General features: G+C 55.0%; 22 protein-coding genes and 1 pseudogene. 22 read left to right on the top strand and 1 reads right to left on the bottom strand.

The genetic code is table 11. From position 1 onward, the window contains the following. Positions 1–51 precede the first annotated feature (51 nt). Both panB and H5T64_08975 read left to right on the top strand, forming a co-directional pair. Positions 52–915: a 3-methyl-2-oxobutanoate hydroxymethyltransferase gene (gene panB, locus H5T64_08980; GenBank protein ID MBC7264472.1), complete on the top strand. Its 864-nt coding sequence runs from the start codon at positions 52–54 to the stop codon at positions 913–915. 20 nt (positions 916–935) lie between these two features. Continuing rightward, positions 936–1,751, top strand: coding sequence for an IclR family transcriptional regulator (locus tag H5T64_08975; protein ID MBC7264471.1), 816 nt, complete (start codon positions 936–938; stop codon positions 1,749–1,751). Between the two features lie 106 nt (positions 1,752–1,857). Here H5T64_08975 and serS read toward each other — a convergent pair whose 3' ends face one another. Further along, the gene (gene serS / locus H5T64_08970) at positions 1,858–3,126 is read right to left on the bottom strand and encodes a serine--tRNA ligase (GenBank protein MBC7264470.1); all 1,269 of its coding nucleotides are present in this window, start codon (positions 3,124–3,126) and stop codon (positions 1,858–1,860) included. Between the two features lie 400 nt (positions 3,127–3,526). Between serS and H5T64_08965 the strand changes: the two are divergent. From H5T64_08965 to H5T64_08870, 20 genes and pseudogenes are all read left to right on the top strand, one after another. Then, positions 3,527–4,549: pseudogene (locus tag H5T64_08965) on the top strand (LacI family DNA-binding transcriptional regulator). A 33-nt stretch (positions 4,550–4,582) separates the two neighbouring features. Further along, complete coding sequence (locus H5T64_08960; GenBank protein MBC7264469.1) at positions 4,583–5,704, top strand: zinc-binding dehydrogenase; 1,122 nt, start codon at positions 4,583–4,585, stop codon at positions 5,702–5,704. A gap of 164 nt (positions 5,705–5,868) precedes the next feature. Further along, a complete protein-coding gene (locus H5T64_08955; GenBank protein MBC7264468.1) occupies positions 5,869–7,020 on the top strand; it encodes an ABC transporter substrate-binding protein in 1,152 nt (383 codons plus the stop codon). Positions 7,021–7,129: 109 nt separating this feature from the next. Beyond that, positions 7,130–8,032, top strand: coding sequence for an ABC transporter permease (locus tag H5T64_08950; GenBank protein ID MBC7264467.1), 903 nt, complete (start codon positions 7,130–7,132; stop codon positions 8,030–8,032). Positions 8,033–8,058: 26 nt separating this feature from the next. Beyond that, entirely contained in the window at positions 8,059–9,150 is a 1,092-nt protein-coding gene (locus H5T64_08945) for an ABC transporter ATP-binding protein (protein ID MBC7264466.1), read from the top strand. Between the two features lies 1 nt (position 9,151). Beyond that, complete coding sequence (locus H5T64_08940) at positions 9,152–9,961, top strand: ABC transporter permease (GenBank protein ID MBC7264465.1); 810 nt, start codon at positions 9,152–9,154, stop codon at positions 9,959–9,961. Between the two features lies 1 nt (position 9,962). Beyond that, positions 9,963–12,575 (top strand): hypothetical protein, encoded by a 2,613-nt coding sequence (locus H5T64_08935; protein ID MBC7264464.1) that lies wholly within the window; start codon positions 9,963–9,965, stop codon positions 12,573–12,575. Positions 12,576–12,652: 77 nt separating this feature from the next. Next, positions 12,653–14,077 carry an L-fucose/L-arabinose isomerase family protein gene (locus H5T64_08930; GenBank protein ID MBC7264463.1) on the top strand — a complete coding sequence of 475 codons (1,425 nt, stop codon included), beginning with the start codon at positions 12,653–12,655 and terminating at the stop codon, positions 14,075–14,077. Between the two features lie 90 nt (positions 14,078–14,167). Then, positions 14,168–15,724 carry a hypothetical protein gene (locus H5T64_08925; GenBank protein MBC7264462.1) on the top strand — a complete coding sequence of 519 codons (1,557 nt, stop codon included), beginning with the start codon at positions 14,168–14,170 and terminating at the stop codon, positions 15,722–15,724. 235 nt (positions 15,725–15,959) lie between these two features. Further along, complete coding sequence (locus tag H5T64_08920) at positions 15,960–16,337, top strand: helix-turn-helix transcriptional regulator (protein ID MBC7264461.1); 378 nt, start codon at positions 15,960–15,962, stop codon at positions 16,335–16,337. 40 nt (positions 16,338–16,377) lie between these two features. Continuing rightward, complete coding sequence (locus tag H5T64_08915; GenBank protein ID MBC7264460.1) at positions 16,378–16,671, top strand: ferredoxin family protein; 294 nt, start codon at positions 16,378–16,380, stop codon at positions 16,669–16,671. A 60-nt stretch (positions 16,672–16,731) separates the two neighbouring features. Further along, positions 16,732–17,097, top strand: a complete 366-nt coding sequence (locus H5T64_08910; GenBank protein ID MBC7264459.1) for a hypothetical protein — start codon at positions 16,732–16,734, stop codon at positions 17,095–17,097. Between the two features lie 99 nt (positions 17,098–17,196). Continuing rightward, entirely contained in the window at positions 17,197–17,484 is a 288-nt protein-coding gene (locus H5T64_08905; protein ID MBC7264458.1) for a ferredoxin family protein, read from the top strand. Positions 17,485–17,574: 90 nt separating this feature from the next. Beyond that, a complete protein-coding gene (locus tag H5T64_08900) occupies positions 17,575–19,491 on the top strand; it encodes a hypothetical protein (GenBank protein MBC7264457.1) in 1,917 nt (638 codons plus the stop codon). Between the two features lie 15 nt (positions 19,492–19,506). Further along, entirely contained in the window at positions 19,507–19,671 is a 165-nt protein-coding gene (locus tag H5T64_08895) for a hypothetical protein (protein ID MBC7264456.1), read from the top strand. A gap of 33 nt (positions 19,672–19,704) precedes the next feature. Continuing rightward, on the top strand, positions 19,705–20,316 hold the full coding sequence (locus H5T64_08890) for a hypothetical protein (GenBank protein ID MBC7264455.1): 612 nt from the start codon (positions 19,705–19,707) through the stop codon (positions 20,314–20,316). Between the two features lie 69 nt (positions 20,317–20,385). Continuing rightward, on the top strand, positions 20,386–21,147 hold the full coding sequence (locus tag H5T64_08885; protein ID MBC7264454.1) for a hypothetical protein: 762 nt from the start codon (positions 20,386–20,388) through the stop codon (positions 21,145–21,147). Positions 21,148–21,204: 57 nt separating this feature from the next. Further along, the gene (locus H5T64_08880) at positions 21,205–21,738 is read left to right on the top strand and encodes a Fe-S cluster protein (protein ID MBC7264453.1); all 534 of its coding nucleotides are present in this window, start codon (positions 21,205–21,207) and stop codon (positions 21,736–21,738) included. 43 nt (positions 21,739–21,781) lie between these two features. Then, positions 21,782–22,291 (top strand): hypothetical protein, encoded by a 510-nt coding sequence (locus H5T64_08875; GenBank protein MBC7264452.1) that lies wholly within the window; start codon positions 21,782–21,784, stop codon positions 22,289–22,291. A gap of 65 nt (positions 22,292–22,356) precedes the next feature. Continuing rightward, complete coding sequence (locus H5T64_08870) at positions 22,357–23,070, top strand: DUF72 domain-containing protein (protein MBC7264451.1); 714 nt, start codon at positions 22,357–22,359, stop codon at positions 23,068–23,070. The last annotated feature ends 66 nt before the right edge of the window (positions 23,071–23,136 follow it).

The raw sequence follows: 23,136 nt of genomic DNA, 5'->3' as shown, positions 1-23,136 counted from the left end.
ATAAGATTGTACTACCGATTTGAAATTCACACTGTGGAGGCATATAATTTGATGGTGATGAGCAGGGTAACCATACCAGACTTGCGGCGGATGAAAGAGCAAGGCGAGAAGATCACGATGCTGACTGCCTATGACTATCTCTTCGCTACTCTGATAGATGAAGCTGGTATTGACGTGGTCTTGGTTGGAGATTCATTGGGTATGGTTGTGATGGGCTACCAGAGCACACTCCCTGTGACCGTAGAACAAATAATCCACCATAGCCAAGCCGTAGCAACCGCGGTAAAAAGAGCTATGGTGGTAGCGGATATGCCATTCATGTCCTACGAAGTCTCCGATGAGCAAGCGATCAGCAACGCTGGGCGCCTAATCAAGGAAGGAGGTGCTCAGGCTGTCAAGGTTGAGGGTGGCAATGAACTGGTCCGCCAAAGGATAGGAGCCATTGTAGGTGCAGGGATCCCGGTCATGGGTCATTTGGGGCTTACACCGCAGACTGCATCGTTAGTCGAAGGCTACAAAGTGCAAGGCAAGGATGCCAAAACGGCCCAAGAGATTTTGGAGCAAGCCCGGCTCCTGGAACAGGGGGGAGTTTTTTCCCTCCTGTTAGAGTGCATCCCTATGGAACTGGCGAAGCTGATCACCGACGAGTTATCAGTGCCCGTTATTGGCATTGGTGCTGGGGTGCATTGTGATGGTCAAGTGTTGGTGACCTATGACCTTCTAGGGCTTTACACCGCATTTGTTCCCAAGCACGTCAAGCAGTACTGCAACTTAAAACGGGTAGTAAGTGACACCCTGAGACAGTACGCAAGTGAGGTGAAAGGCGGGCAGTTCCCTGGTGAAGAGCATAGTTTCCATATGAGAAGAGAAGAATTCGAAAAGCTGGTCCAGGAGGGCCAGCATGTTGTTCGATGAGCGGATGACCCGCTTGCTATTTGGCGAAAATCACCATTATGAATGTTGGTAATAATAGGAAGAACCCTAGATATCCAGTTCGCTCTCTGTCCAAGGCCATCCGGATTTTAGAGGCTTTAGCGGAAGAAGGCACGCCTGTTGGTGTCACCCGTCTAAGCGATAACTTAGGCTGGGGCGTCAGCGCTGTCCATCGTTATTTAAGTACGCTGGAACACCATGGTTTGGTGAAGCAAAACCCGGAAACGTCCAAATACACGCTGGGGATGCGACTCGTTGAGCTGGGAGCTAGTGCCATTCGCAGCCTTGGTTTTGGGGAAAGAATTCGGCCTTACTTGGAGAAATTGGCCAGTCAAACTGGTGAAACCATAAACCTTGGTGTCTTGCGGGAGCGCTGGGCTCTTTTTATTGACAAAGTTGAGAGTCAGGAATTCTTGCGCACGGTAACCTATGTGGGGGCTTTAGTGCCTCTTCACTGCACGGCCCTTGGTAAAGTCCTTCTGGCATATCTTCCACAATCAGAACGGAAGAGACTTCTCGACGGGTACCTTCTTACGAAATACACGCCTAATACCATTGTCGATCGACATACTCTTGAGGAATGTCTCACCCAGATTCGGTCTCATGGATATGCCGTTGATAACGAGGAGTACATTCCTGGTGTGTGTTGCGTGGCTGTGCCAGTGCTTGCGGGTAACGGACAGGTGGTCGCCGCCGTTAGCGTTTCCGGCCCTGCAGTCCGTTTAGTGGCAGAGCGCATTCAGACTATTGTTCCTTTAATGCAGGAGACGGCTCGCTTGATTTCTCGCGAGATTGCGGGTATGGACCTCAGCCGATGAGGAGCAACGGACGAAAAACTTTTAGCCAAAGGGCTATCTAGATGCCAGGCGGAGCATAACACGTGAACGTGATATGCTCAGTGCGAAACGAAATAGGCGAGAATCCTCATCGTATCACCTCCACTCCGCCCATGTAAGGCCGTAGTACCTCCGGCACAACAATGCTCCCGTCGGGTTGCTGGTAGTTCTCCATCACGGCAATCATCACTCGTGGCAGAGCCAGCCCCGAACCGTTCAGTGTGTGCACATACTCGGGTTTGGCACCCGGCGCGGGACGATAGCGGATATTGGCGCGACGGGCCTGGAAGTCGCCGAAATTCGAACACGAACTTACCTCTAACCACTCCCCACACCCTGGGGCCCACATCTCCACGTCGTACTTCGCCATTGCGGTGAAACTCAGATCGCCCGTGCACATTTGCACCACGCGGTAGGGAATATCCAGTTCCCGGCACACGTCCTCCGCGTTATCAACCAGCCGCTCCAATTCTTCCATTGAGGTTTCGGGCCGCACGAACTTCACCATCTCCACCTTGTCGAACTGATGGCCACGTTTGATGCCCCGTGTGTCTTTGCCCGCCGACATCTTCTCACGTCGGAAACAAGCCGTGTAGGCGACATAATATATTGGCAGGTCCTCCGCCTCGAAGATCTCGTCACGGTGCAGGTTCGTTACAGGCACCTCAGCGGTGGGGATGAGCCACAAGTCATCCTCGGCGTCGTAGTAGAGATTGTCGCCGAACTTGGGCAATTGCCCCGTGCCCACTAGGCATTCGCGGCGCACCACAAAGGGAGGGTAGACCTCGGTGTAGCCGTGTTTCTGGACGTGCAGGTCCAGCATCCAGGTGATCAGCGCCCGTTGGAGTTTGGCTCCCAACCCTTTGAGGATATAGAAACGCGTGCCCGAGATCTTCACCCCGCGTTCGAAGTCGAGGAGTCCAAGTGTCGGACCCAGTTCCCAGTGGGGCAGTGCTTCGAAGCCCAGGTCGCGAGGTGGGATCGGCGTGCGCACTACCACGTTCTCGCTCTCGTCCCGACCGATAGGGACACTGGGATGTGGCATGTTCGGCACCTGGAGCAGGAGATCCTGCAGTTGCTCATCCACTTGGCGCACCTGACCATCGAGGGCTTTGATTTGATCTCCGACGGCGCGCATCTCCGCGATGAGAGATTGACGTTGCCCCTCATCTTTCAGTGTGCTGATCTCTCTGGATACGGCGTTGCGGCGTGCTTTGAGGGCCTCGCTCTCCTTGAGCAGTTGGCGGCGCCGTTCGTCCAAGGATAGGATCTCGTCAATGGGCGCTGTGGTATTCAGTTGGACAAGCGCCTTTTTGACCTCATCTGGGTGTTCTCGAATGAATTTTAAATCTATCATCGTACCCCTCCCCTGGGCATAAGAACAGCCGCTCCTCCGAAAGGACGGAGAGCGGCTGTCCGTGGTGCCACCTTTCTTCGCCGCCGGTTGGCGGCCTCGAACGCCCGGTAACGGGGGCTGCCGGCATGGCTTAATGGCCTTATGACCTTTTCGCCAGCGACTGGGAGGTGGAATTCGCCGCCTTTGGCCATCGCCTTGCACCGTCCGGCGACTCTCTGCTGGCCAAAGCAAGGCTACTTGCCTCCGTCGTCGTCTTTAGGATATTTGCTGGTTGTAAGTATAGCAGAGGGAGAGAAATCTGTCAACCCAACGAAAGAAATCCTAAAATTTTAAGGTTCCCCCTTGACATGGGGAGCGAAATGTGTTATAATCGATTTCAGTAATCGATTACACAAACTCGGAAAGCAGGTCTCTGGTGGTTAATATCCGAGATGTAGCAAAAGCGGCGGGCGTCTCCACTGCCACGGTGTCGCGCGTCATGAACGATCACCCCTATATCACCGACGAAACCCGCATCAAAGTCTTGCAGGCGATGGACCAACTCGGCTATCAGCCGAGCCGGGTTGCGCGCCGATTACGGATGCAGGCCACCAATATCTTTGGTTTGATCCTTTCCGATATTGCGAACCCCTTCTTTACCACCGTGGTGCGTGGCATTGAGGACCTCGCTTACGCCAATAAGTATAGCCTGCTCCTCTGCAATTCTGACGAAGACCGTGCGAAAGAAGCGCTGTATCTTCGGGTGTTGTTAGCAGAGAAGGTCGCTGGGGCCATCATCTCGCCTACGGATGAAGATAGCATTGCTTGTGCGGCCCTGATCGAAAGTGGGATCCCTGTGGTGGCTATGGACCGGCGTCTACGCTCTCTTCGGGTGGATACTGTGCTTGTGGACAATGTGAGCGGGGCTTACAGGGCGGTCAGCCATCTCATCCAGTTGGGGCATCGTCGGATTGGGCTGATTGGTGGTCCTACCACGATCACGACAGGACGGGAGCGCCAGCAAGGCTACGAAAAAGCACTGATCGATCATGGCCTGGCGATAGACGAAGATCTGATTAGAGTAGGGGATTTCAAGCAAGATAGCGGGCATCAGAAGGCTTGTGAATTGTTGGAATTGCGCGATCCTCCCACGGCGATCTTCGCCGCCAATAACCTGATGACTTTGGGGGCCTTGAACGCCATTCACGAGAAAGGTCTGAATATACCTCAGGATGTGGCCGTGGTCGGTTTTGACGATATGCCCTGGGCGCCGTCCCTGAACCCACCACTAACCACTGTAGCCCAGCCAGCCTACGAGTTAGGCCGGGTGGCAGCAGAAATGCTGTTGGCGAGGATTGCGAATCCTGATCGCCCCATCCGCGAGATCAGATTGGAGACGGCGTTAATCATACGAATGTCTTGTGGCAGCAGACCTCAAAAATAGACATGACGAGCGCATTGCTCGTAAGGGGTGAACATGGTAAAAGCAGCTGTGATGATCGAGGCGGGGAGGATAGAATTGCAGGACTTCCCTTACCCCCAGATAACTCCTGAGAGCCTCCTGTTACGCGTGGATTTGGTAGGCATCTGCGGTAGTGACTCGCATATGTACCGCGGGCATTCCCACGTGATGTTTCCAGTGATCCCCGGCCACGAATTGACTGGCACGATCGCCGAATTAGGGCCAGAGGCCAATAACACCATGCGGGTCGTGGGTGGGCCACTGCAAGAAGGTGACCGAGTAGTGGTGGTGCCCAGTTCCAAGAGTTGCGGCCACTGTTTTTTCTGTTTACAGATGCCCCATCGCCCCAATCTTTGCCCCAATCGCACAGTGCACGGCTTCCGGAACTGCCAGACACCGCCTCATCTTTTTGGCGGCTATGCCGAATACCTTTATGTGGATGGAAATTCGTGGGTGTACAAACTGGATGAGGATTTCCCATCCGAACTAGCCGTTTTCGCCGACCCCTTATCCACTGCATTGCGTGCCGTGGAAAAGGCCCTTCCGCCTGGCCTACCAAATTTGGGTGAAGGATATGGTGTCGGTAAACGGGTGGTTGTCATTGGGGTGGGGCCCATAGGCCTTCTGGCGGTGGCAGCCCTGCGAGAGACGGGAGCCGGAACTATCATCGCCACTGACGTCTCCGATAGCCGCCTGGAGATGGCTCGGACAATGGGAGCGGACTTGACTCTAAATGCACGCACTACTTCTCCGCAGGAGCGTAAAGAGGCTGTCCTGGCCGCCACCGAGGGGGTGGGCGCCGACGTAGTGTTGGAGTGCGCAGGGGTGCCCGAAGCCTTCGCGGAGAGCCTAGCCCTGGTCCGGCGGGGCGGCAAAGTGGTGGAAGTGGGACATTACACTGATCCTGGCGCTGTCCTCATTCACCCCTTTCAGATCTGCAACAAGGACTTGGATGTCCACGGCTGCTGGGCATACCCGCAGATCCAATTCAAGGAAGCCTTACTTTTCCTGAAACGAACCCAGGCCCCGCTGACTTCGCTTATCTCCCATCGTCTTCCGCTCAGCGAAGCGGAGAGAGGACTCCAGATGTTGGGCACGGAAGGAGTCTTGAAGGTTGTGATTGCTCCCTGGGATTGATGAAGATTGGGTTGCGCTCGGATTCTAGAAGGTAAATGAAATCAGCGGATGTTACTTGCCGAGACAGTGTTCTTCAGTCCACTTGGAGAGGAGGTGAGAGGGGTAGAGCAGTGATCATGTCGGTATGTGAAAATTGACTGTATAACTTTTAGAAGGAGGATACCATGTCTAAGTACTACCGTTGGATTACCATTCTGATGGGACTGGTACTCATCGGTGGTGGGTTATTGGCAGCCTGTGGGCCCGCGGCCACCCTGACTCCAGTCCCCCCTACTAAGGCGCCACCGACACCAGTTCCACCCACAGCGACCCCAGTGCCAGAAGTCAAAGAACTAGTAGTACAGACCTGGGGTGGGGCAGTGCAAGAGGCAGAGAACGCTGCTTTCTACGAGCCCTTTGAGAAGGAAACGGGCATCAAAGTCATCCAGGTGGTCGGTGCCGATGTCTCGGCTAAACTGAAGGCTATGGTTGAAAGTGGCAAGGTGGAGTGGGATGTGATCACTGGCTTCGGCCTGATGCAGATCATCAGGATGGGCAAAGACGGCTTGCTCGAACCCGTAGATTACTCCATCGTTACCAACACTGGCGACCTGATCCCTGGGGGGAAGCAGGAATACGGAGTGGCGATGGAAATCTATGGCGACGTGATCGCTTACGATGTCGATGCCTTCAAGGATAACCCACCAACCTCCGCTGCTGACTTCTTTGACCTGGAGAAGTTCCCTGGCAACCGCTGTGTCAACAACTGGGGGAGTCCAGAGATCCCGTTCTACTTTGCCCTGCTGGCCGACGGTGTACCGCGAGAGGAAATCTGGACTACACTGCAGACGGAGGAGGGCAGAACCAGAGCGCTGAAGAAACTGGACACCATCAAGCCGGTCTTGCGCACTTACGAGTCCGGTGACCAGATGATGCGCCTCTTCCTGGACAAAGAAGTGACCATGGGCATCGTCCTGGATGGCCGCATGAACAAGGTCAACTCCTTGGGAGGAAATGTCAAGATTATCTGGGATGGCGGCTATGCTGATCCGGCTTATTGGGGAGTGGTCAAGAACGCGCCACACAAAGAGGCGGCGATGAAATTCCTGAACTACATCCTGAACCCGGAACGACAGGCCGTCTACACCCAGCATATCTTTTATGGCACTTCCAACACCAAAGCGGCCCAATATCTCCCGGAGGAACTGCGTCGCGGTGCCAGCACCTACCCCGACAACCTGGCCAAACTGCACGTGCTGACGGCTGAGGACTGTGCCATCATCGCCGAGATCCAGCCTACATTGCTCGAGCTCTGGAACGCATGGCTGACTAGGTAATCGTTTTCACGTGGCCCGCAGCCTCTTCCTGGCGCCCGGGATGATGCTGCGGGCCACAGTGAATTTGTACTATATACGTGTAACCCGTTACAATGGGAGTATATTGAGAATGGATATTCTTCGTACACTTGTGCATCGGATCATTCCTGATCGCCGATGGGAGGGATCCCTAACCGAATACTCGCCGCGGCAGTCCTTAGTACTCCTCTCGCCTATTCTGATTGTTTTCGTTCTTTTTCTGATAATCCCCGTACTGCGGCTTCTGCCGCTCAGTACCATGGACCCAACGTTTACGCTGAAACATTACCTCCATCTAGTCGAAACGCCCCTCTACCGAGAGGTGCTCCTGCGCACATTCCGCATCAGTCTGCTGGTGACACTATTCACGTTCTTAACCGGCTATCCAGTCGCTTACCTGCTGTCTCAAACCAAACCGCCTCTGTCTAATCTTCTACTGGGTTTTGTACTCTTTCCTATGCTGGCCAACTGGTTAGTCCAGGTCTATGCGTGGTTGGTGCTCTTACAAACACACGGTGTCATCAACGAACTGTTGTTGGGCTTGGGGTTGATCGCCCAGCCGCTAAAACTGATGTTGAACGAGCCGGCACCGATCCTGGCAATGGTGGTGATCCAGTTACCACTGATGATCCTCCCTATTTACAGCGTGCTGCAGGGGATTGACCCCAATCTTGTCTTGGCAGCCAAGAGCCTAGGAGCCACCGAATTGCAAGCCTTCTGGCGGGTGGTTTTTCCCTTGAGCCTCCCTGGAGTCAACACTGGCGTCCTATTTCTTCTGATCCTTTCGCTGGGTTACTACATAACACCGGCTGTGTTAGGGGGACCGCGTGTCCTGATGGTGGGTAAACTCATTGAACAGCAGGTGACGCAACTCCTGAATTGGCCTTTCGCCTCTGCTCTAGCAGTGGTGTTGCTGATAATTACCATTGGTTTAGTTGCTCTATTACAGCGATTTCTGCTGGAGAGGACCAGTGGAGAATTGATCGTGCTATAGAAACCAGTCGTAAGGGGGACGAAGTAATGAGTCTTTCAGGTGAGAGTCGGGGCGCCGAGATCCGGCTCGAAAGTTTAACCAAGCGTTTTGGAAATACGGTAGCCGTTGACCAGATCACCTTAGATATTCAGGGTGGCGAGTTCCTGACCTTGCTCGGGCCTAGTGGGTCGGGGAAGACGACCACTCTGCGTTTGATCGCTGGTTTCGAACTCCCCACGGCGGGCGACATTTTGATGGATGGGGCTTCCATTGTGGCCGTGCCTCCATATCGGCGCAATATTGGCATGGTTTTCCAGAACTACGCTCTTTTCCCACATATGACCGTCTTTGGGAACATTGCTTTCCCATTGGAAATGCGGCGGGTAGACAAAACCAAGATTGCCGAGGAAGTGGCCAGGGTATTGGAGTTGGTACAGTTGCCGGGCTTCGAAGGACGTTATCCCCGCCAACTGAGTGGCGGTCAGCAACAACGCATCGCTTTGGCCCGTGCTTTGGTCTTTAACCCCCGGGTGCTGTTGATGGACGAGCCCCTTGGCTCCTTGGACCGAAAGTTGCGTGAACACATGCAATTGGAGATCAAACACATCCAAGAGCGACTGCACATCACGGTGATTTACGTGACCCACGACCAAGAGGAGGCTTTGGTGATGTCTGACCGCATCGCGGTGATAAACCAGGGCCGGATCGAGCAGGTGGGGACGCCACAGGAACTCTACGAGCGTCCACAGAGCCGCTTCGTGGCCGATTTCATCGGCGAGACGAACCTTTTGCAGGGCGAGGTGGTAGAATTGGGGACAGCCTATAGTGCTGTCCGTGTGGAGAATAGCGTGATAGTCCGGGTGGCTGCGAGGGAAGGATTGGCTGTCGGGCAAAGAGTAACTCTAGCCATCCGACCGGCGATGATCCGCTTTCTCGCTCCGGGGGAGGCATTGGCTAACACCTACACTGGGGTTATCGAAGAAGTGATCTATATCGGTGAGATAACAAAATATCGAGTTGGTTTGAGCAAAGAGTTGTGCTTGATAGTGAAACAAGCAGGGCGCTTTGATCCGAAGGGTCGTGGCCGTGGGACCCCAGTGACCATCGGCTGGGACCTGGTGGACGCGAAAGTGGTGTGAAATGACCGAAACCGCGCTCAGACGTTATCATCATGGGTCCCGCTGGGGGCAGGTCTTGTTGGTTCTCTTTGCGAGCCTGGTTTTTCTGCTCATGATATTACCAGCACTATTGGTCATCGCCATGTCTTTCAGCGACACCGAAATACTCCGGTTTCCGCCGCGGGGACTTTCTCTGCGCCATTACCGCACATTTTTTGAGGACAAGAATTGGTTTCGACCGGCGATATTAAGTCTTCGATATGCCTTTCTCTCTACGGTGGTCAAAATTGTTTTGGGCACGATGGCTTCCTTGGCCCTCGTGCGAGGCCGCTTTCGAGGCAAGCGGATTGTCAACCTCATTTTGCTCTCCCCAATGATGATCCCTCCGATCGTCATTGCTGTGGCTGCCTATGCCGTGTATGTCAAGTTGCGGTTAGTAGGCACCACTTTGGGCGTGGTTATGGCCCACACCGTCTTGGGGACTCCCATGGTAATCCTGGTTATCACTGCCGTCCTTTATCGTTTTGATACCAATTTGGAGTTGGCGGCGATGAACCTGGGTGCCAACCGGTTGGCTACCTTTTGGCGAGTTACTCTTCCGCTGATTCGCACCGGGATCATGATTGCCGCTATTTTCTCCTTCCTTGACTCATTCAATGAACTGATTGTCACTAACTTCATCATCGGTACTCGCAACCTGACACTCCCGGTGCAGATCTATACCGGATTGCGTTACACATTGAGCCCTGTCATTGCTGCCATATCCGCCTTGATGATCGTAATGACCTTGTTGGGTTTGTTGTTGCTCGCGGTTTTGAGCCGAAGGCAGTGAGATGGAGAGGCTGTTTCTCTATCGGGGTGCGGCTTTGCGTGCTGCAGCCATGCCCTTGGGAGGCCTGGGCACTGGCTCGGTGGCCCTCTGTGGTGACGGAGGGCTGCGGCAGTGGCAGATTTTCAACAACATCAATCACCAAGCCCACCTCCCCTGTAGTTTCTTCGGCCTTTGGTGTCAGCCGCCAGGCAAGGAGCCGTTGACCCGGGTGCTTATGAGCGATGCTCTTTATGACGAACGGGGGTTTATTGCCTCCGCCAGTGTCTCTGATCACCAAGTGCCTGAAGCCTCTCGCCATCTTCTGGCTGCCCTGCCTGGTGTGCAGGCCGTCGAATTCATCGGTGAATATCCTATTACTCAATTGACTTATCAGGACAGCGCTCTGCCTGTGAAAATCTCTCTAGAGGCTTTCTCGCCTTTCCTTCCCCTAGAGGTGGAGGATTCTGGGTTACCCGCTGTGCTTTTCAACTTTACTCTACAGAACCCTGGCCAAGAACTTCTCCCTGTCTCGCTTCTGGCGACCTTGCAGAATGCCGTCGGTTGGGATGGCCTGACCGCTATTGACGGCGTAGAGAACCCTGGCTATGTGGGAAACGAGAATACAGTAGTGCAACGACGAGGCTGGACAGCCATATTGATGGAGAATCGTCGATTGCCTATGGATCACCCTCACCAGGGTACTATGGCTTTGGCAACCTGGGGAGAAGAGGCGATCCCTGTGGCTGGTTGGGACGACCTCAACCGCCTCTGGGAAGAATTCCGGCAATGCGGACGATTGATCAACCTGAAGACCTCGGGCCCCAGCGCTGTTGGACGTACTTGGAACGCTGCTCTGGTCGTGCCATTTACATTAGCGCCTGCAGAGAGGCTTACGGTTACGTTCCTCTTGTGTTGGCACTTCCCCAATCGCTATGTGGATTGGGATCAGACCTTTTTGGGGGTGCCAACTGACGAGCACCGTTACCGCATTGGCAATCACTACAGCCATCGCTTTGACAACGCGCTAGCTGTGGTCGAATATGTGCATGGACATGTAGAACGTCTCACCAACATCACACGCCTCTTTCGAGAAATGTTGTTCGAAAGCACTCTTCCCCCGGTCTTGCTCGATGCTGTCTCTGCGCCTCTCTCCGTACCGCGGTCGCCAACTTGCTTCTGGGCCGAGGATGGTTACTTTTACGGATTTGAGGGATGCCGCGGCGCAAGCACGCGAGAAGGGCACACCGGCGGCTGTTGTCCACTGAACTGCACCCATGTCTGGAACTATGCCCACTCTCTGGCGAGGCTATTCCCGGTACTGGAACGTGGCATGCGCGAAGTGGATCTCCTGGTACAGATGAGCCCCGAGGGAGTTATTCCTCATCGCACACCGCTGCCCCTTGATTTGCCACGACCTTGGGGGTTAAAGATCGGTGGGCCTGACAACCATGCCGTAGACGGCGAACTGGGCACAGTGCTCAAGGTCTATCGGGAAGTGCGCCATGGAGCCAGTCGTGCTTGGTTCGATCGTTTATGGCCCGCTGTGAAACGCTTGATGACTCATCTGATGGATGATCACGACACTGACGGTGATGGCGTAATCAAAGGCGAGCAACCTAACACTTACGACATCTCTCTCCATGGAGCCAACAGTTTCATCGGCACTCTCTATCTGGCTGCGTTGCGAAGCGCTGAGGAGATGGCCCGTGTGCAGGGAGAGCAAGAGATGGCAGACCACTATCGCGAGCGCTTCGAGCGAGGTCGGGAACTGCTGGATCTCTTGCTTTGGAACGGGGAATACTACATCCAGGATGTAGATCTACGGAAACACCCCAAGTATCAGTATGGTCAAGGCTGCCACTCTGACCAGTTGTTCGGCCAATGGTGGGCACATCTTCTCGATCTAGGGTATCTTCTGCCGCGAGAGCATATCCGTGCCACTTTGCAATCTATCATGCGCTACAACTGGCGGAGGAACTTCATCGGATTTCGACAACAGCCTCGCATGTTTGCTGACGAGGGCGATGCGGGATTGCTGAACTGCACGTGGCCACGGGGAGGGAGGCCAGCGGTGCCCATATTGTATAGCGATGAGGTCTGGACTGGGATCGAGTATGAAGTAGCGGCCCTCCTCTTGTGGGAAGGTATGGTCGAAGAAGCGCTGACAATCATTCGGGGGGTGCGTGCCCGTTACGACGGCACACGACGCAGTCCGTGGAATGAAGTAGAGTGTGGCGATCACTATGTGCGCCCCATGAGCAGTTGGGCACTCTTGGAGGCTGCCTCAGGCTATCACTATGATGCCATGGCCAAGGCGTTGGCATTTGCTCCTCGCCTGAGTCCAGAAGATCACCGAGCCTTCTTCGTTACGGCCAATGGTTGGGGCTACTTCGCACAGCGACTGGAGGGGGACCGGCAATGCCAGGTGCTGCATTTAGCCTATGGACTACTGGACTTGGGTACCCTGACTTTTTATCGTTGCCTGACCGCCCCCATCCGTTCGGTAGCGGTAACCTTGGACAATGCTCCATTGGAAGCAAAGTGGCACGAAAAGAACAGAGAAGTACATCTAGCCTTTCACCAGGGCCTCACTCTCAGAGCCAGCGCAACTCTCAGGGTCGACTTAGAAACCTAGCAGCGTAAGAACCGGTGGTTTCGTTATCCCAACACCCAATATTCTTAAACTCACTAGATAATCTCCAGGAGGTGGACATGAGTAGCAAAGCCAGAGTAGGCGTTCTCACGTTCTCGGATGGACGGGAATTTGTCCATAACCAACTGATCGAAATGAATATGGGGTTTCAGGAGCGCCTCAGGAAGCGATTGGAGGCGGATGGATACGAGGTCGTCGCTGGTGAGGAGATCGTCTGGAATAACGAAGTTGCCAAGCGGGAAGGAACCAGATTGACTCAGGAATGCTGCGACGTCACCATCTTCAACTTCGCGGTATGGGCTTTCCCCCATCTGCCGGCCATTGCCTCCCGCTTCGTGCCCCAACCTATCCTTCTGTTCTCCAACGTGAATCCCCAGTACCCCGGCTTGGTGGGCATGTTGGCTGCTGCCGGTGCGCTTAACCAAATTGGGGTAAAGTACTATCGAACCTGGGGTGAAATCGAGGATGATGAAGTGTACAAACGGGTGAAAACCTTTGTAGCGGCTGGGGCAGCAGTGAAGAGGATCAAAGGTGAAACCTATGGCCTCTTCGGGGGCCGTCCTATGGGAATGTACACCGCCGTGTCCAATACAGACCAATGGATGAAGCAATTTGGGATCGACATCGAACATATCGACCAGTGGGAGATCGTGCGTTTGGCCGATGAGGTACCCCAGTCCAAAGTGGATAAGGCTATCCGCTGGTTAGAGCGTTGGGGCAATGTCCATTACGATGGCAAGCAACTCACTCGGGAGACGCTGGGGCGCCAGGTCCGCAGTTATTATGCCGTTCGTCGCCTGATCGATGAGTGGAGACTCGACTTCTGTGGCATCAAAGCGCAGCCAGAATTGACCAACAACTTTTGCACGATGGATGTCACCGAGGCCTTTCTCAATGATCCCTACGATTGGGATGGGCCCAAAGATATCATTGTCTGTGCCACCGAGGCTGATACCGATGCGGCGCTCACCATGGAGATCATGAAACACCTCTCGGGTACCCCGGCCCTCTTCGCTGACGTACGGCATTACCACGAAGATCTGGGCATCTTCGATCTGGTGAACTCTGGTGAGCACGCCACCTATTTTGCTGGCCGGAGTTTCGATCCCGCCGATAATATGCCCCACGTGCACTTCATGCCGGAGAGCGAACTCTACTTTCCCGCTGGTGGGGCCTCAGTGCACCATCTGACAGCGCCAGGTGAGGCCACATTCGCCCGTCTGACACGCTTGGACGGGCGATATTGGATGGCCATTATTCGCGGGGAGTTCCTCCGCTTCGACGAAGAGAAGAACCAAGCCCTAATGAAGCAGACCACTTACGAATGGCCCCATGCTTTTGCCAAGTTCCGATGCACTGGTGAGGAGTTTTTATCTACGTACGCCTCCAACCACATCCACGCTATCTACGGCGACTGGGTTGATGAATTGGTAATGGTCTGCGATCTGCTGGGGATAGAGGCCAAGGTCTTTGGTCGAGACTGAACCTCGCTGCCCTGCGGGTCCAACGCGGATACGAGCGCATGGGAGAGAAAAACGTTGACTTCTGCACAGTCAGCGAAGGAGGGTGAGGGGATGGTCGCTCACAGGCCCCCGTACGTTTTAGGGATTGACTCTGGCACTCAGAGTCTGCGTTCTGGGCTCTTTGATTTGGAGGGCAGGCCGTTGGTCTTCGCCACCCGTGAGTATCCGGTGTACCATCCCAAGCCTGGCTGGGCGGAGCAGGAGCCATGGGATTGGTGGGAGGCAACTGTGGCCACTGTGCGGGAGTGTCTGGCCGAAAGCGGAGTGCCCACCGAGGAAATTGTGGGGCTGAGCCTCGACAATACCTCCTGCACCATGCTCCCAGTGGACAAAGACGGTAACCCTCTGCGGCGGGCTCTCCTCTGGATGGATGTGCGGGCTCACGACCAAGCCGAGCGGGTGACTGCCAGCGGTGACCCCATTCTCAAATACGTGGGCAACATCGAATCGCCAGAATGGATGTTGCCCAAAGCGCTGTGGATAAAAGAGAACGAACCTGAGATCTACCGCGAGGCAGACAAGATTGTGGAGAGCCTGGACTGGCTGACTTACAAACTGACTGGGCGCTGGGTAGCCTCGATCAACAACGTGACGTGCAAGTGGAACTACGCCCGTCCGGAGGGTGGCTGGTCGCAGAAGTTGCTGGCCGATGTGGGCTTGGACGACCTGCCCGCCAAGTGGCCGCCGGATGTACTGCCAGTGGGAGCGCCAGTTGGTCCGCTGTTGCCAGAAGTGGCTGCGGAATTGGGCCTCGTCCCTGGCACTCCGGTCATTGAAGGCTGCATAGACGCTTATGCTGGGATGATCGGCTTAAATGTCGTCCAGCCGGGTCGGTTGGCGCTCATCATGGGCTCTTCCACCTGCCACTTGGCCGTGAGCCAGGAAGGAGTCTTCGGGTCTATGGCCTGGGGACCATACCCAGATGCTGTGATCCCTGGGCTCTGGATTCTGGAGGGAGGTCAGGTCTCCACGGGGTCCATTGTTAAATGGTTTGCCGATAACTTCGCCTACCAAGAGCAGGTAGAGGCACAGAAAAGGGGGATAAGCGTCTATGAGATTCTAGATGAGAAGGCTGCGGCAGTGTGCCCAGGCGCTGAGGGCTTAGTTCTCTTGGACTACTGGCAGGGCAACCGCTCACCTCTGCGCGACCCCTTGGCGCGAGGTGTTATCTGGGGCCTGAGCCTGAAACACAGTGTGGGACATCTGTTTCGGGCCATCTACGAGGGCACTGCCTATGGCACTCGGCACATCTTGGAGGATATGGCCAAGGCTGGTTTGCGGGTGACGGAAATGATCGCCTGCGGGGGCGGAACCAAGAGTTCCCTGTGGATGCAGATTCACGCGGATGTCTGCCAACTGCCCATTAGTTTGACGGAGGTACAAGAGGCCACGACCTTGGGTTCGGCTATCTGTGCTGCAGTTGGCTCGGGCCAATATCGTGATTTACAAGAGGCAGCGGAACGGATGGTGCGGGTCACACGCCGAGTAGAACCCAATCCGGACTTGGAGGAAGTCTACGACTTCTATTTCCATAAATATGTTGCTACTTATCCAGGGTTGAAGGATCTAATGCACGCCGTAACGACGCGGGTAGAACGGGAGGGATGAGCGCCGAGGATAATTTTGCCTCGTCACCGTGCGGATCGCGAAGTGGATAAGCAGTTCGTTGAGATGGTGGCATCTGCTTGGTTTCCCAGAGAGCCACCATCTTGCTTTCAGTAATACGTCTTGAGACCCTCTTGCCCCTATCATCAGGCGCAAACATGCTCACCCCAAGTTTGACATCTCAGCGAAACTATGCTATAAGTATATTCCATATTTGGAATACAGTCTGGGGCAGAATATGACACAAGAGGTGTTTGACCGAGAGGCGCGATTCTACAGCGCTCTGGCGCATCCAGTGCGTCTGCAGATCCTAGACATACTGACCCAAGGCGAGGCTTGCGTCTGCCATCTTGTGGCTGTTCTGCAACAGCGCCAGGCCTATGTCTCACAGCAACTGGCTATCCTAAAAGAGGCAGGACTGGTCGCCGATAGGAAGGTGGGCCTCTACGTCTACTACCATCTGGCGGACACGGACATTGTGCGGGTATTGCGCGAGGTTCGCCTTCGCCTGGCTACCGCGTCCGGTGAGGAGTCTCTACTGCAAATCAGACTACCCGCGCGTGCAGAGCTGAATTGCTCCTGTCCTGAGTGCCGGGCGGAACGGTCTCATCTGTAGTTCAAAATACACCTTAACAATAGAAAGGACCTGGACAACAATGCAGCAAGACAAACGCTACCTGGGTATACCACGAGCACTGATTCCCTGGTATCCGCGCATAGATCCAGACGCTTGCGTGAAAGGGTGCAGCGCTTGTGTGATGCACTGCAAACACGATGTGTACGTGTTGGATGGGGGTTCACCGAGTGTATCGGTAGCCAACCCGTACAACTGCGAGGTATACTGCCAGAGCTGCCAATTCGTGTGCGATGCCAATGCTATCTCATTCCCAGACAAAGCATCGGTCAAAGCAGTCATCAAAGAACTGCGGGGAGAATATCCTCCTCAGTAGAAGCCAAAGAATCACTATCTCGATTGCAATAAAACAACTCAAGGAAGGAGGAAAAACGCAATGAGCGAGAAACCGAGATTCGTAATGTGCATTTGCACGGGAGAGTGCCCTGGGTTCTCCAAACTGGATCTCTGGAGGCTGATCAACTACGTGCGTACAGAGTTGGGTGTGGAGTATGCCATCGTTCACCCACAACTCTGCGTGGATGATGGCGACCGGTTCTGGCGCGATTACGCTAAGCCGGGGATAACCTATGTTGTCGGAGCCTGCGACCCCAAGATGCAGCGTAAGATGTTCAAAGACGTCTTCGCAGAAATGGGTGGTGACTTCGACAAACAGGTAGTCTCCCTCGATCTCCGCAATATGTCCACTGAGGATGCAATGAAAAAAGTGGCGGAGACTATTGAGAAACTGACCGAGAAATAGGTCCACAAGCACTACCAAGTTCTAAGCAACTGCGCCTGGTGGGAATACAAAGCCCGCCAGGCGCACAAAACAGCAATCAACCTGGAGGTTAATACTGTCATGAGTTCGAGAATCCCGAGAGAGAAAATCCCTTGGTATCCGACCATTGACTACGAAGTATGTGTCGGGTGCCAAGAATGCTTTAACTTCTGCGGAAATGGCGTCTTCGAATGGGATGATGATGAAAGTCATCCCCTTGTTACCAACCCGTACAACTGTGTAGTGGGATGTAGCGCCTGCGCCAACCTGTGCGAGGCTGGTGCCATCCACTTCCCGACCAAAGAGGAATTGGTGGCCGCCATGCGCGCAGCAGCGCAGGAGGTCTCGGCTGATCATTCTGGTGCGTAAAAGTGCTTGGAGCACGGACAAGCCATTCGTTGGTGTATGCCTGGCTCCAGCGGCAAACGGTAGATACGGGAACAGGAAGATGAACCTCAAATGAATCGTGTGGCAACTGGTGTGATCGTTCTCGCGATAGCGGGGCTTGTTTTCTGCAACTCTGTATTGGCTGACGAGCCGGTTGTGCGGGCGCTTCTTTTCTACGCTGAAGACTGTCCTCACTGCCAACGCGTCTTGCAAGAGATTGTGCCGCAACTTCAAATGGAGTATGGAGACCGGCTTGCAATCAAACTGTTGGAGATTTCCGACCCTGAAGTCTATTCGCAACTGCTGGCGCTGGAAGCCATCTACGGTGTGACCCCGGATATAGCCACGATCCCTGAGATGTTCGTGGGCGATACGGTTCTGCTTGGCGAAGAGGATATTCGCGCCCGGGCCGGCCAGGTGATCGCTGCCTATTTCGAAGCAGGGGGCACGGATTTCCCCGACCCTACCGCGTCCCCAGTTGCCACTCCGACTGCCCAGCCTGAATCCATTGTGCACCTGCGCTTCTTTTACAGCAGGAAGTGTCCGGAGTGTGCGGTTATCCGCGAGGAGGTGATCGGCGTCCTCCAAAGCCAGTACGGCGCGCGATTGGCAGTGATGGAGCACGATGTCGAGACATCGGTGGAGAACTACCGCTTGATCCGCGCATTGGAGGAAGCATACGGCGTCAAAAAGCCCTCTATGCCGGAAGTTTTCATCGGCAAACACGCGCTGATCGGGGAAGCAGAGATCAGAGAGAGGCTGCCTTTCCTGGTGTCGCAGTATCTTGAGTCCGGGGGTGCCCCATTGCCGACTCCAGATGAAATAGAGACGGTTACTGAGACCCCGTCGCGAGTCGAGGAGCGTTTCGAACGGCTGCCCGAAGAGGGGTGTCGGTGGTGCGGTTCCAGCGAAAGCGCAGGGTTGCCTCTTATCTACCTCGCCTATTTCTACCAGCCGGGTTGTCAGGAATGTGACCGGGCAGAACTAGATCTAAGATTTCTGAAAACTCGATATCCCCAACTGGTGGTAGTGTCCTTCGATGCCCGGGCTGAGGCTGCGCTGCTCGAATGGCTCGGCGAAGCCACTGCCGTTCCCGAAGAGAAGCGGCTGACTGCGCCGGCTGTTTTCGTGGGGAAGGATGCCTTAGTTGGCCAAGACGTAAATGCTCGAGAGATAGAATCGCTGTTGGCACGTTATGTGGCCACAGGTGCGGACCCGATCTGGCGCGATTTCGATCCCAACGCCTCCACCGAGAGCATTATCCGGCGCTTCCGATCGTTGGGGGTGCTCACCGTCATTGGGGCAGGGTTGCTGGACGGTGTGAACCCCTGCGCTTTCACAACCATCGTCTTCTTCATCTCCTACCTGGCTTTTATCGGACGCAAAGGGCGCGATATCATACTGGTGGGTGCGGCTTTCACCCTGGGCGTGTTCCTCACCTACCTACTAGTCGGTCTGGGAGCATTGAAATTCATCACCTCGCTGGCCTTCTTGAGCATTCTGTCCCGCCTGGTCTACTTGGCGACGGCACTCTTATGTGCTGCTTTCGCTATACTCAGCGCCTATGATTTCATCCAGGCTCGGCGCGGCCGCCCGGAAGAAATGCGTCTGCGGCTGCCCAAACGCGTTCACCAGCAGATACACCATACCATCCGCACCCAATCGCGATTGAGCGGTTTTGTGTGGGGAGCATTGGGAACGGGTGTCGTCGTCTCGTTATTGGAGTTGGCCTGCACTGGCCAGGTGTATTTGCCCACTATCATCTTTGTGGCTGGCGTGGCGGAGTTACGTGCTTACGGAGTCTTGTACTTGGTGCTGTATAATTTAATGTTTATTGCGCCATTGGTGATAGTTTTCTTGCTCGCCTTTTACGGCACTACGTCGCGGCAATTGGGATCTTTCCTGGAGCAGCACGTGGCCCCCGTCAAATTGCTCACCGCCATCCTCTTTGCTGCACTGGCCGTTTGGCTTTTCAGTAGTCTGCTTTAAGTAAAAGAGTGTGACGTGAGTCACGAATACGAGCGTGAAATAGAAATACATAGACCCAAGCAAGTCGTGTTTTGGATATCAGTGCTCATCCTTGTGGCTCTGTTTGCCTTGGCTTCTGAAGTGAAAGCCGACAGCCCACGCGCTGTGCTGTTCGAGCACTTCTGTTGGTACACTACTTGAGGGCCCTGTCCGAGTCCGTCCGCGGGTCGGGCGGTGGAACGTCTGGGAGCGGAATATTCGCGCCAACAATTGTTGATCTTGGAGTATGATCTGGCTTTCAATTACCAGTTGGGGCAGTCACGATTGGCCTACTATGCTGGATCATTTGACTGGCCTAACGTGATGGTGGATGGATTTTCTGGTCACATCACGGGTTACCAGCCTGACTATTACGCGGCCTATCGCCCGCTGATAGAAGCCGAACTCAGCAGGCCCAGCCCTATGGATATAGCTGCTACACGGACCTGGGAAGGCAACCAGTTGGCCCTTTCTGTGATCATTACACCTACGTGTTCCTCCACGATCGAAAATGCCCAGGTTTTCTTCGCCATATATACGCAGCGCAAGGTGGCTATGACCCCCTTCTACGCCCTACAGGTCATTGGCCCCCTTCCTGCCGGTAGTCTAGTGCCGGGACTGCGCAACACGTACTCGGCTTTGTCAGAACCAGTATCCGCCGAGGATCGTAGTTTGGTCGAGGCTATCGCCTTCGTACAAGATCCTGTGGGAGCACAGAAGGAAGTCTATCAGGCAACGATGGCGTTTGAAGCGCCACCTCGCTTCGTGGTTTGTCTGCCGGTTGTGATGAAGGGCAGCGCCTCGTAGGAATCGCGCTATGACAGCGGAACTCGGAAAACGGCAGCGAATGACCCCTCGGAAGGGGGTTTTGGAAATATGTCGCGTCCTAGCCTTGGCAGTATGTGCAATGGGGCTATATTGTGGTGGAACCGTGGGGACGAGAGCACAACCACCGGGACAGTGACCGACTGCTATCCCGACGCCGTGCGCGCCGACTGCCACACCCGAGCCAACAGCCACCGAGATTCCTTCGCCCACACTGTTAGTCTCGCCAACGGAACCACCTGCCTCTCCCACTGCTACCGAGGTGCCACCGACGGAAACGCTCTCGCCCACCACGGCAGCATCGCCTACGCCATCGCTGGCTCTTCCTACGGCCACCCAAGCACCGCCGACCGATGTCCCTTCGCCTACCAAGACGGTGTCGCCAACGAGAACATCGGTGCATCCCACGGCTACCAAGTTGCCGCCGGCGAAGGCACCGTCGAGCACGACGACGATGACGCCACCGGAAACCTGGACTGTAACGGCTACCAACACCGCTACTGCTACCGCCACGACAGCACCTACCAAAACGCCTACTATTACTCCCACGGTTACAATGTCGGTTACGAGTGTGCCAACCAGGATACCGAGCCTGGGCGTGATAACAGCAATGCCTACTCAGACCAAAACTGCACCTCCTACGGCAGAATTTACATCCACCCCAATACCAGGGCCTTCACACGCGCCGACCGAGACAATCGGGCAAACGGCAACCTTGGCAGAAGGGTTCTTTTTGCCTCTCGGGCTGAGTATCGTGGTCTTGCTGATGATCGTTCTGTGGCGTTCCCGGAAATCCAGATGATCGGAGGGTGACTGATGTCGAGCGTCGCTGCTTGCAGCCCGCTGTGTAAGAACTGAGAGGTATTTCATATGTTGATCGAAGGCTATGAGTTAACAGTCACGTCCCCGCCTTGTGATCCGGGTAGTGAGCGATGGAGTGCCTTCGCAGACCTATCTGTGGACATTGCGGAGGTCTTGCCCTATTTGAATGCAACCCTCAAAGGCGCGATCTACGATCACAAGGCGCAAATACTCACCTGGCGTATGGGCGGACGCGCAGTCTCCATCCGGCCGCGTCAGATCGCGGTCAGCAATCTGGAGGACCGCGAAGAGGCCCGAGCCGTGGTGGACCGCTTAGTGGAGATGGTGAACCGCACCTGGGAGAAGCGAGGAGAGATTGAACCCCGCTACGAGCGACGGGAGCCACCCAAGGCTTTAGATGTGTACCGCTTGCTGCCCGGTGAGAATTGCAAGGCCTGTGGGCAGCCCACCTGTTTCGTCTTTGCTCTGAAACTGGTCGCCGGGCAAGCCCACCTGAATCAGTGCCCACCGCTGTATACAGAGAAATATCGCCAATCACTTCATAAACTGGCCGAACTCTTTGGGGAGATGCCATCGTCATGATAGGCCAGGCAAAATACACTATTAACTTAGAGTGAAATCGGAGATGACAAACTCATCGGATTATCGGCAAATTCGGGTTGGCCACATGGTAGTCGGAATGACCGGGCTAACCGACATTTTCAAGAGCCTGCGGGATTCCGGCCGTGTGCCAACCGATGATCTCAAAAGCGAACTGCTTACCCTGGCTCGAAAGCACAACTACATCCCTGCTGCCGCAGAGAATGAATACGCCGAGGCATTGCTACGGGAGTACAACGCATTCTGCAGGAAAGGGGAGGGCGAGAGAGCCGCTCCTCAATACAAACCTTGGCGCGGCATACCCCGCGAACAAGTCCCTTGGTATCCCGTCATCCATGAAGAGCAGTGCGATGGCTGTGGCAAATGCCTGAAGTTCTGTTCCTTCGGCGTATATGCTTGGAACGAAGCCCAAGATAAGGTAGTGGTCGCCGAACCCTTCAACTGCATGGTAGGTTGCAACGCTTGTGCCGCCACCTGCGACCGCGATGCCATCTTTTTCCCGCCCCGCTCGATGTTGGAGGGTTTGAAGAAATAAAAGGTCAGTTGTTACGGCTGCGGGATCAGTGGCTCCTGTGGTATAATTTTCACCGGAGTTGATGGATGATCTTGGTTGGCTGTTGCGGATGGGCTGCGGCACGGGCTCGCTATGTCGAGCGCTTCGGGCTGGTAGAAATACAGCAGACATTCTACAAACCTCCCCAGGCGGCGACTGCCCAGCGCTGGCGAGAGGAAGTGCCATCCGACTTCCGCTTCACCATCAAGGCTTGGCAACTGATCACCCATGACCCGTCCAGCCCCACCTATCGCAAGGCTGGTGTACAAGTACCAGTCGACCAAGCCAGCCGATACGGCTTTTTCCGGCCAACGCCCGAGGTGGACGCCGCTTGGGAGCACACCTTGGAGATCGCCCGGGCGCTACGAGCCGATGTGGTCCTCTTCCAGTGTCCCGCCCGCTTCACCCCCACCGACGAACACGTCGCCGACCTACGAGCCTTCTTTCGGCGCATTGACCGCGCTGGGTTTGCTCTGGCCTGGGAGCCGCGCGGCGACTGGTCCGACGAGATAGTGCGCGCCCTCTGCCAGGAACTGGATCTTCTCCACGCCACCGACCCTTTTGTCCGTCCCTGTTTGCACGGTCGACCAGCCTACTTTCGCCTTCACGGGCGTGCAGGGTACCGCTACCGTTATACCGACGATGATCTGGCCCAACTAGCCCAGTGGAGTCGGGCTGCTGGCGATGCCTACGTTCTCTTCAACAATGTATCTATGTGGGAGGATGCTGGGCGGTTTCAGGCCTTGCTTGGTGATGGGTGATCTTCGCCGTTGCCCGCACGAAGGCTTTTGGGCGTTTTGCACCTTTGCCATTTTGCGCTATAATAT

This window comes from Chloroflexota bacterium, assembly GCA_014360825.1.
In the GTDB taxonomy this organism is placed as follows: Bacteria; Chloroflexota; Anaerolineae; order UBA2200; family JACIWT01; genus JACIWT01.
The sequence above is the reverse complement of the archived record's forward strand: the minus strand, read 5'-3'. Positions and strand labels throughout refer to the sequence as shown.

Bases quoted from the DNA above. Each gene is read 5' to 3' on its own strand.
- H5T64_08950 (MBC7264467.1), top strand. From the start codon at position 7,130: ATGGATATTCTTCGTACACTTGTGCATCGGATCATTCCTGATCGCCGA.
- serS (MBC7264470.1), bottom strand. From the start codon at position 3,126: ATGATAGATTTAAAATTCATTCGAGAACACCCAGATGAGGTCAAAAAG.
- H5T64_08955 (MBC7264468.1), top strand. From the start codon at position 5,869: ATGTCTAAGTACTACCGTTGGATTACCATTCTGATGGGACTGGTACTC.
- H5T64_08875 (MBC7264452.1), top strand. From the start codon at position 21,782: ATGACAAACTCATCGGATTATCGGCAAATTCGGGTTGGCCACATGGTA.
- H5T64_08960 (MBC7264469.1), top strand. From the start codon at position 4,583: ATGGTAAAAGCAGCTGTGATGATCGAGGCGGGGAGGATAGAATTGCAG.
- H5T64_08905 (MBC7264458.1), top strand. From the start codon at position 17,197: ATGAGTTCGAGAATCCCGAGAGAGAAAATCCCTTGGTATCCGACCATT.
- H5T64_08885 (MBC7264454.1), top strand. From the start codon at position 20,386: ATGTCGCGTCCTAGCCTTGGCAGTATGTGCAATGGGGCTATATTGTGG.
- H5T64_08920 (MBC7264461.1), top strand. From the start codon at position 15,960: ATGACACAAGAGGTGTTTGACCGAGAGGCGCGATTCTACAGCGCTCTG.
- H5T64_08900 (MBC7264457.1), top strand. From the start codon at position 17,575: ATGAATCGTGTGGCAACTGGTGTGATCGTTCTCGCGATAGCGGGGCTT.
- H5T64_08935 (MBC7264464.1), top strand. From the start codon at position 9,963: ATGGAGAGGCTGTTTCTCTATCGGGGTGCGGCTTTGCGTGCTGCAGCC.
- H5T64_08925 (MBC7264462.1), top strand. From the start codon at position 14,168: ATGGTCGCTCACAGGCCCCCGTACGTTTTAGGGATTGACTCTGGCACT.
- panB (MBC7264472.1), top strand. From the start codon at position 52: ATGGTGATGAGCAGGGTAACCATACCAGACTTGCGGCGGATGAAAGAG.
- H5T64_08870 (MBC7264451.1), top strand. From the start codon at position 22,357: ATGATCTTGGTTGGCTGTTGCGGATGGGCTGCGGCACGGGCTCGCTAT.
- H5T64_08880 (MBC7264453.1), top strand. From the start codon at position 21,205: ATGTTGATCGAAGGCTATGAGTTAACAGTCACGTCCCCGCCTTGTGAT.
- H5T64_08945 (MBC7264466.1), top strand. From the start codon at position 8,059: ATGAGTCTTTCAGGTGAGAGTCGGGGCGCCGAGATCCGGCTCGAAAGT.
- H5T64_08915 (MBC7264460.1), top strand. From the start codon at position 16,378: ATGCAGCAAGACAAACGCTACCTGGGTATACCACGAGCACTGATTCCC.
- H5T64_08940 (MBC7264465.1), top strand. From the start codon at position 9,152: ATGACCGAAACCGCGCTCAGACGTTATCATCATGGGTCCCGCTGGGGG.
- H5T64_08910 (MBC7264459.1), top strand. From the start codon at position 16,732: ATGAGCGAGAAACCGAGATTCGTAATGTGCATTTGCACGGGAGAGTGC.
- H5T64_08930 (MBC7264463.1), top strand. From the start codon at position 12,653: ATGAGTAGCAAAGCCAGAGTAGGCGTTCTCACGTTCTCGGATGGACGG.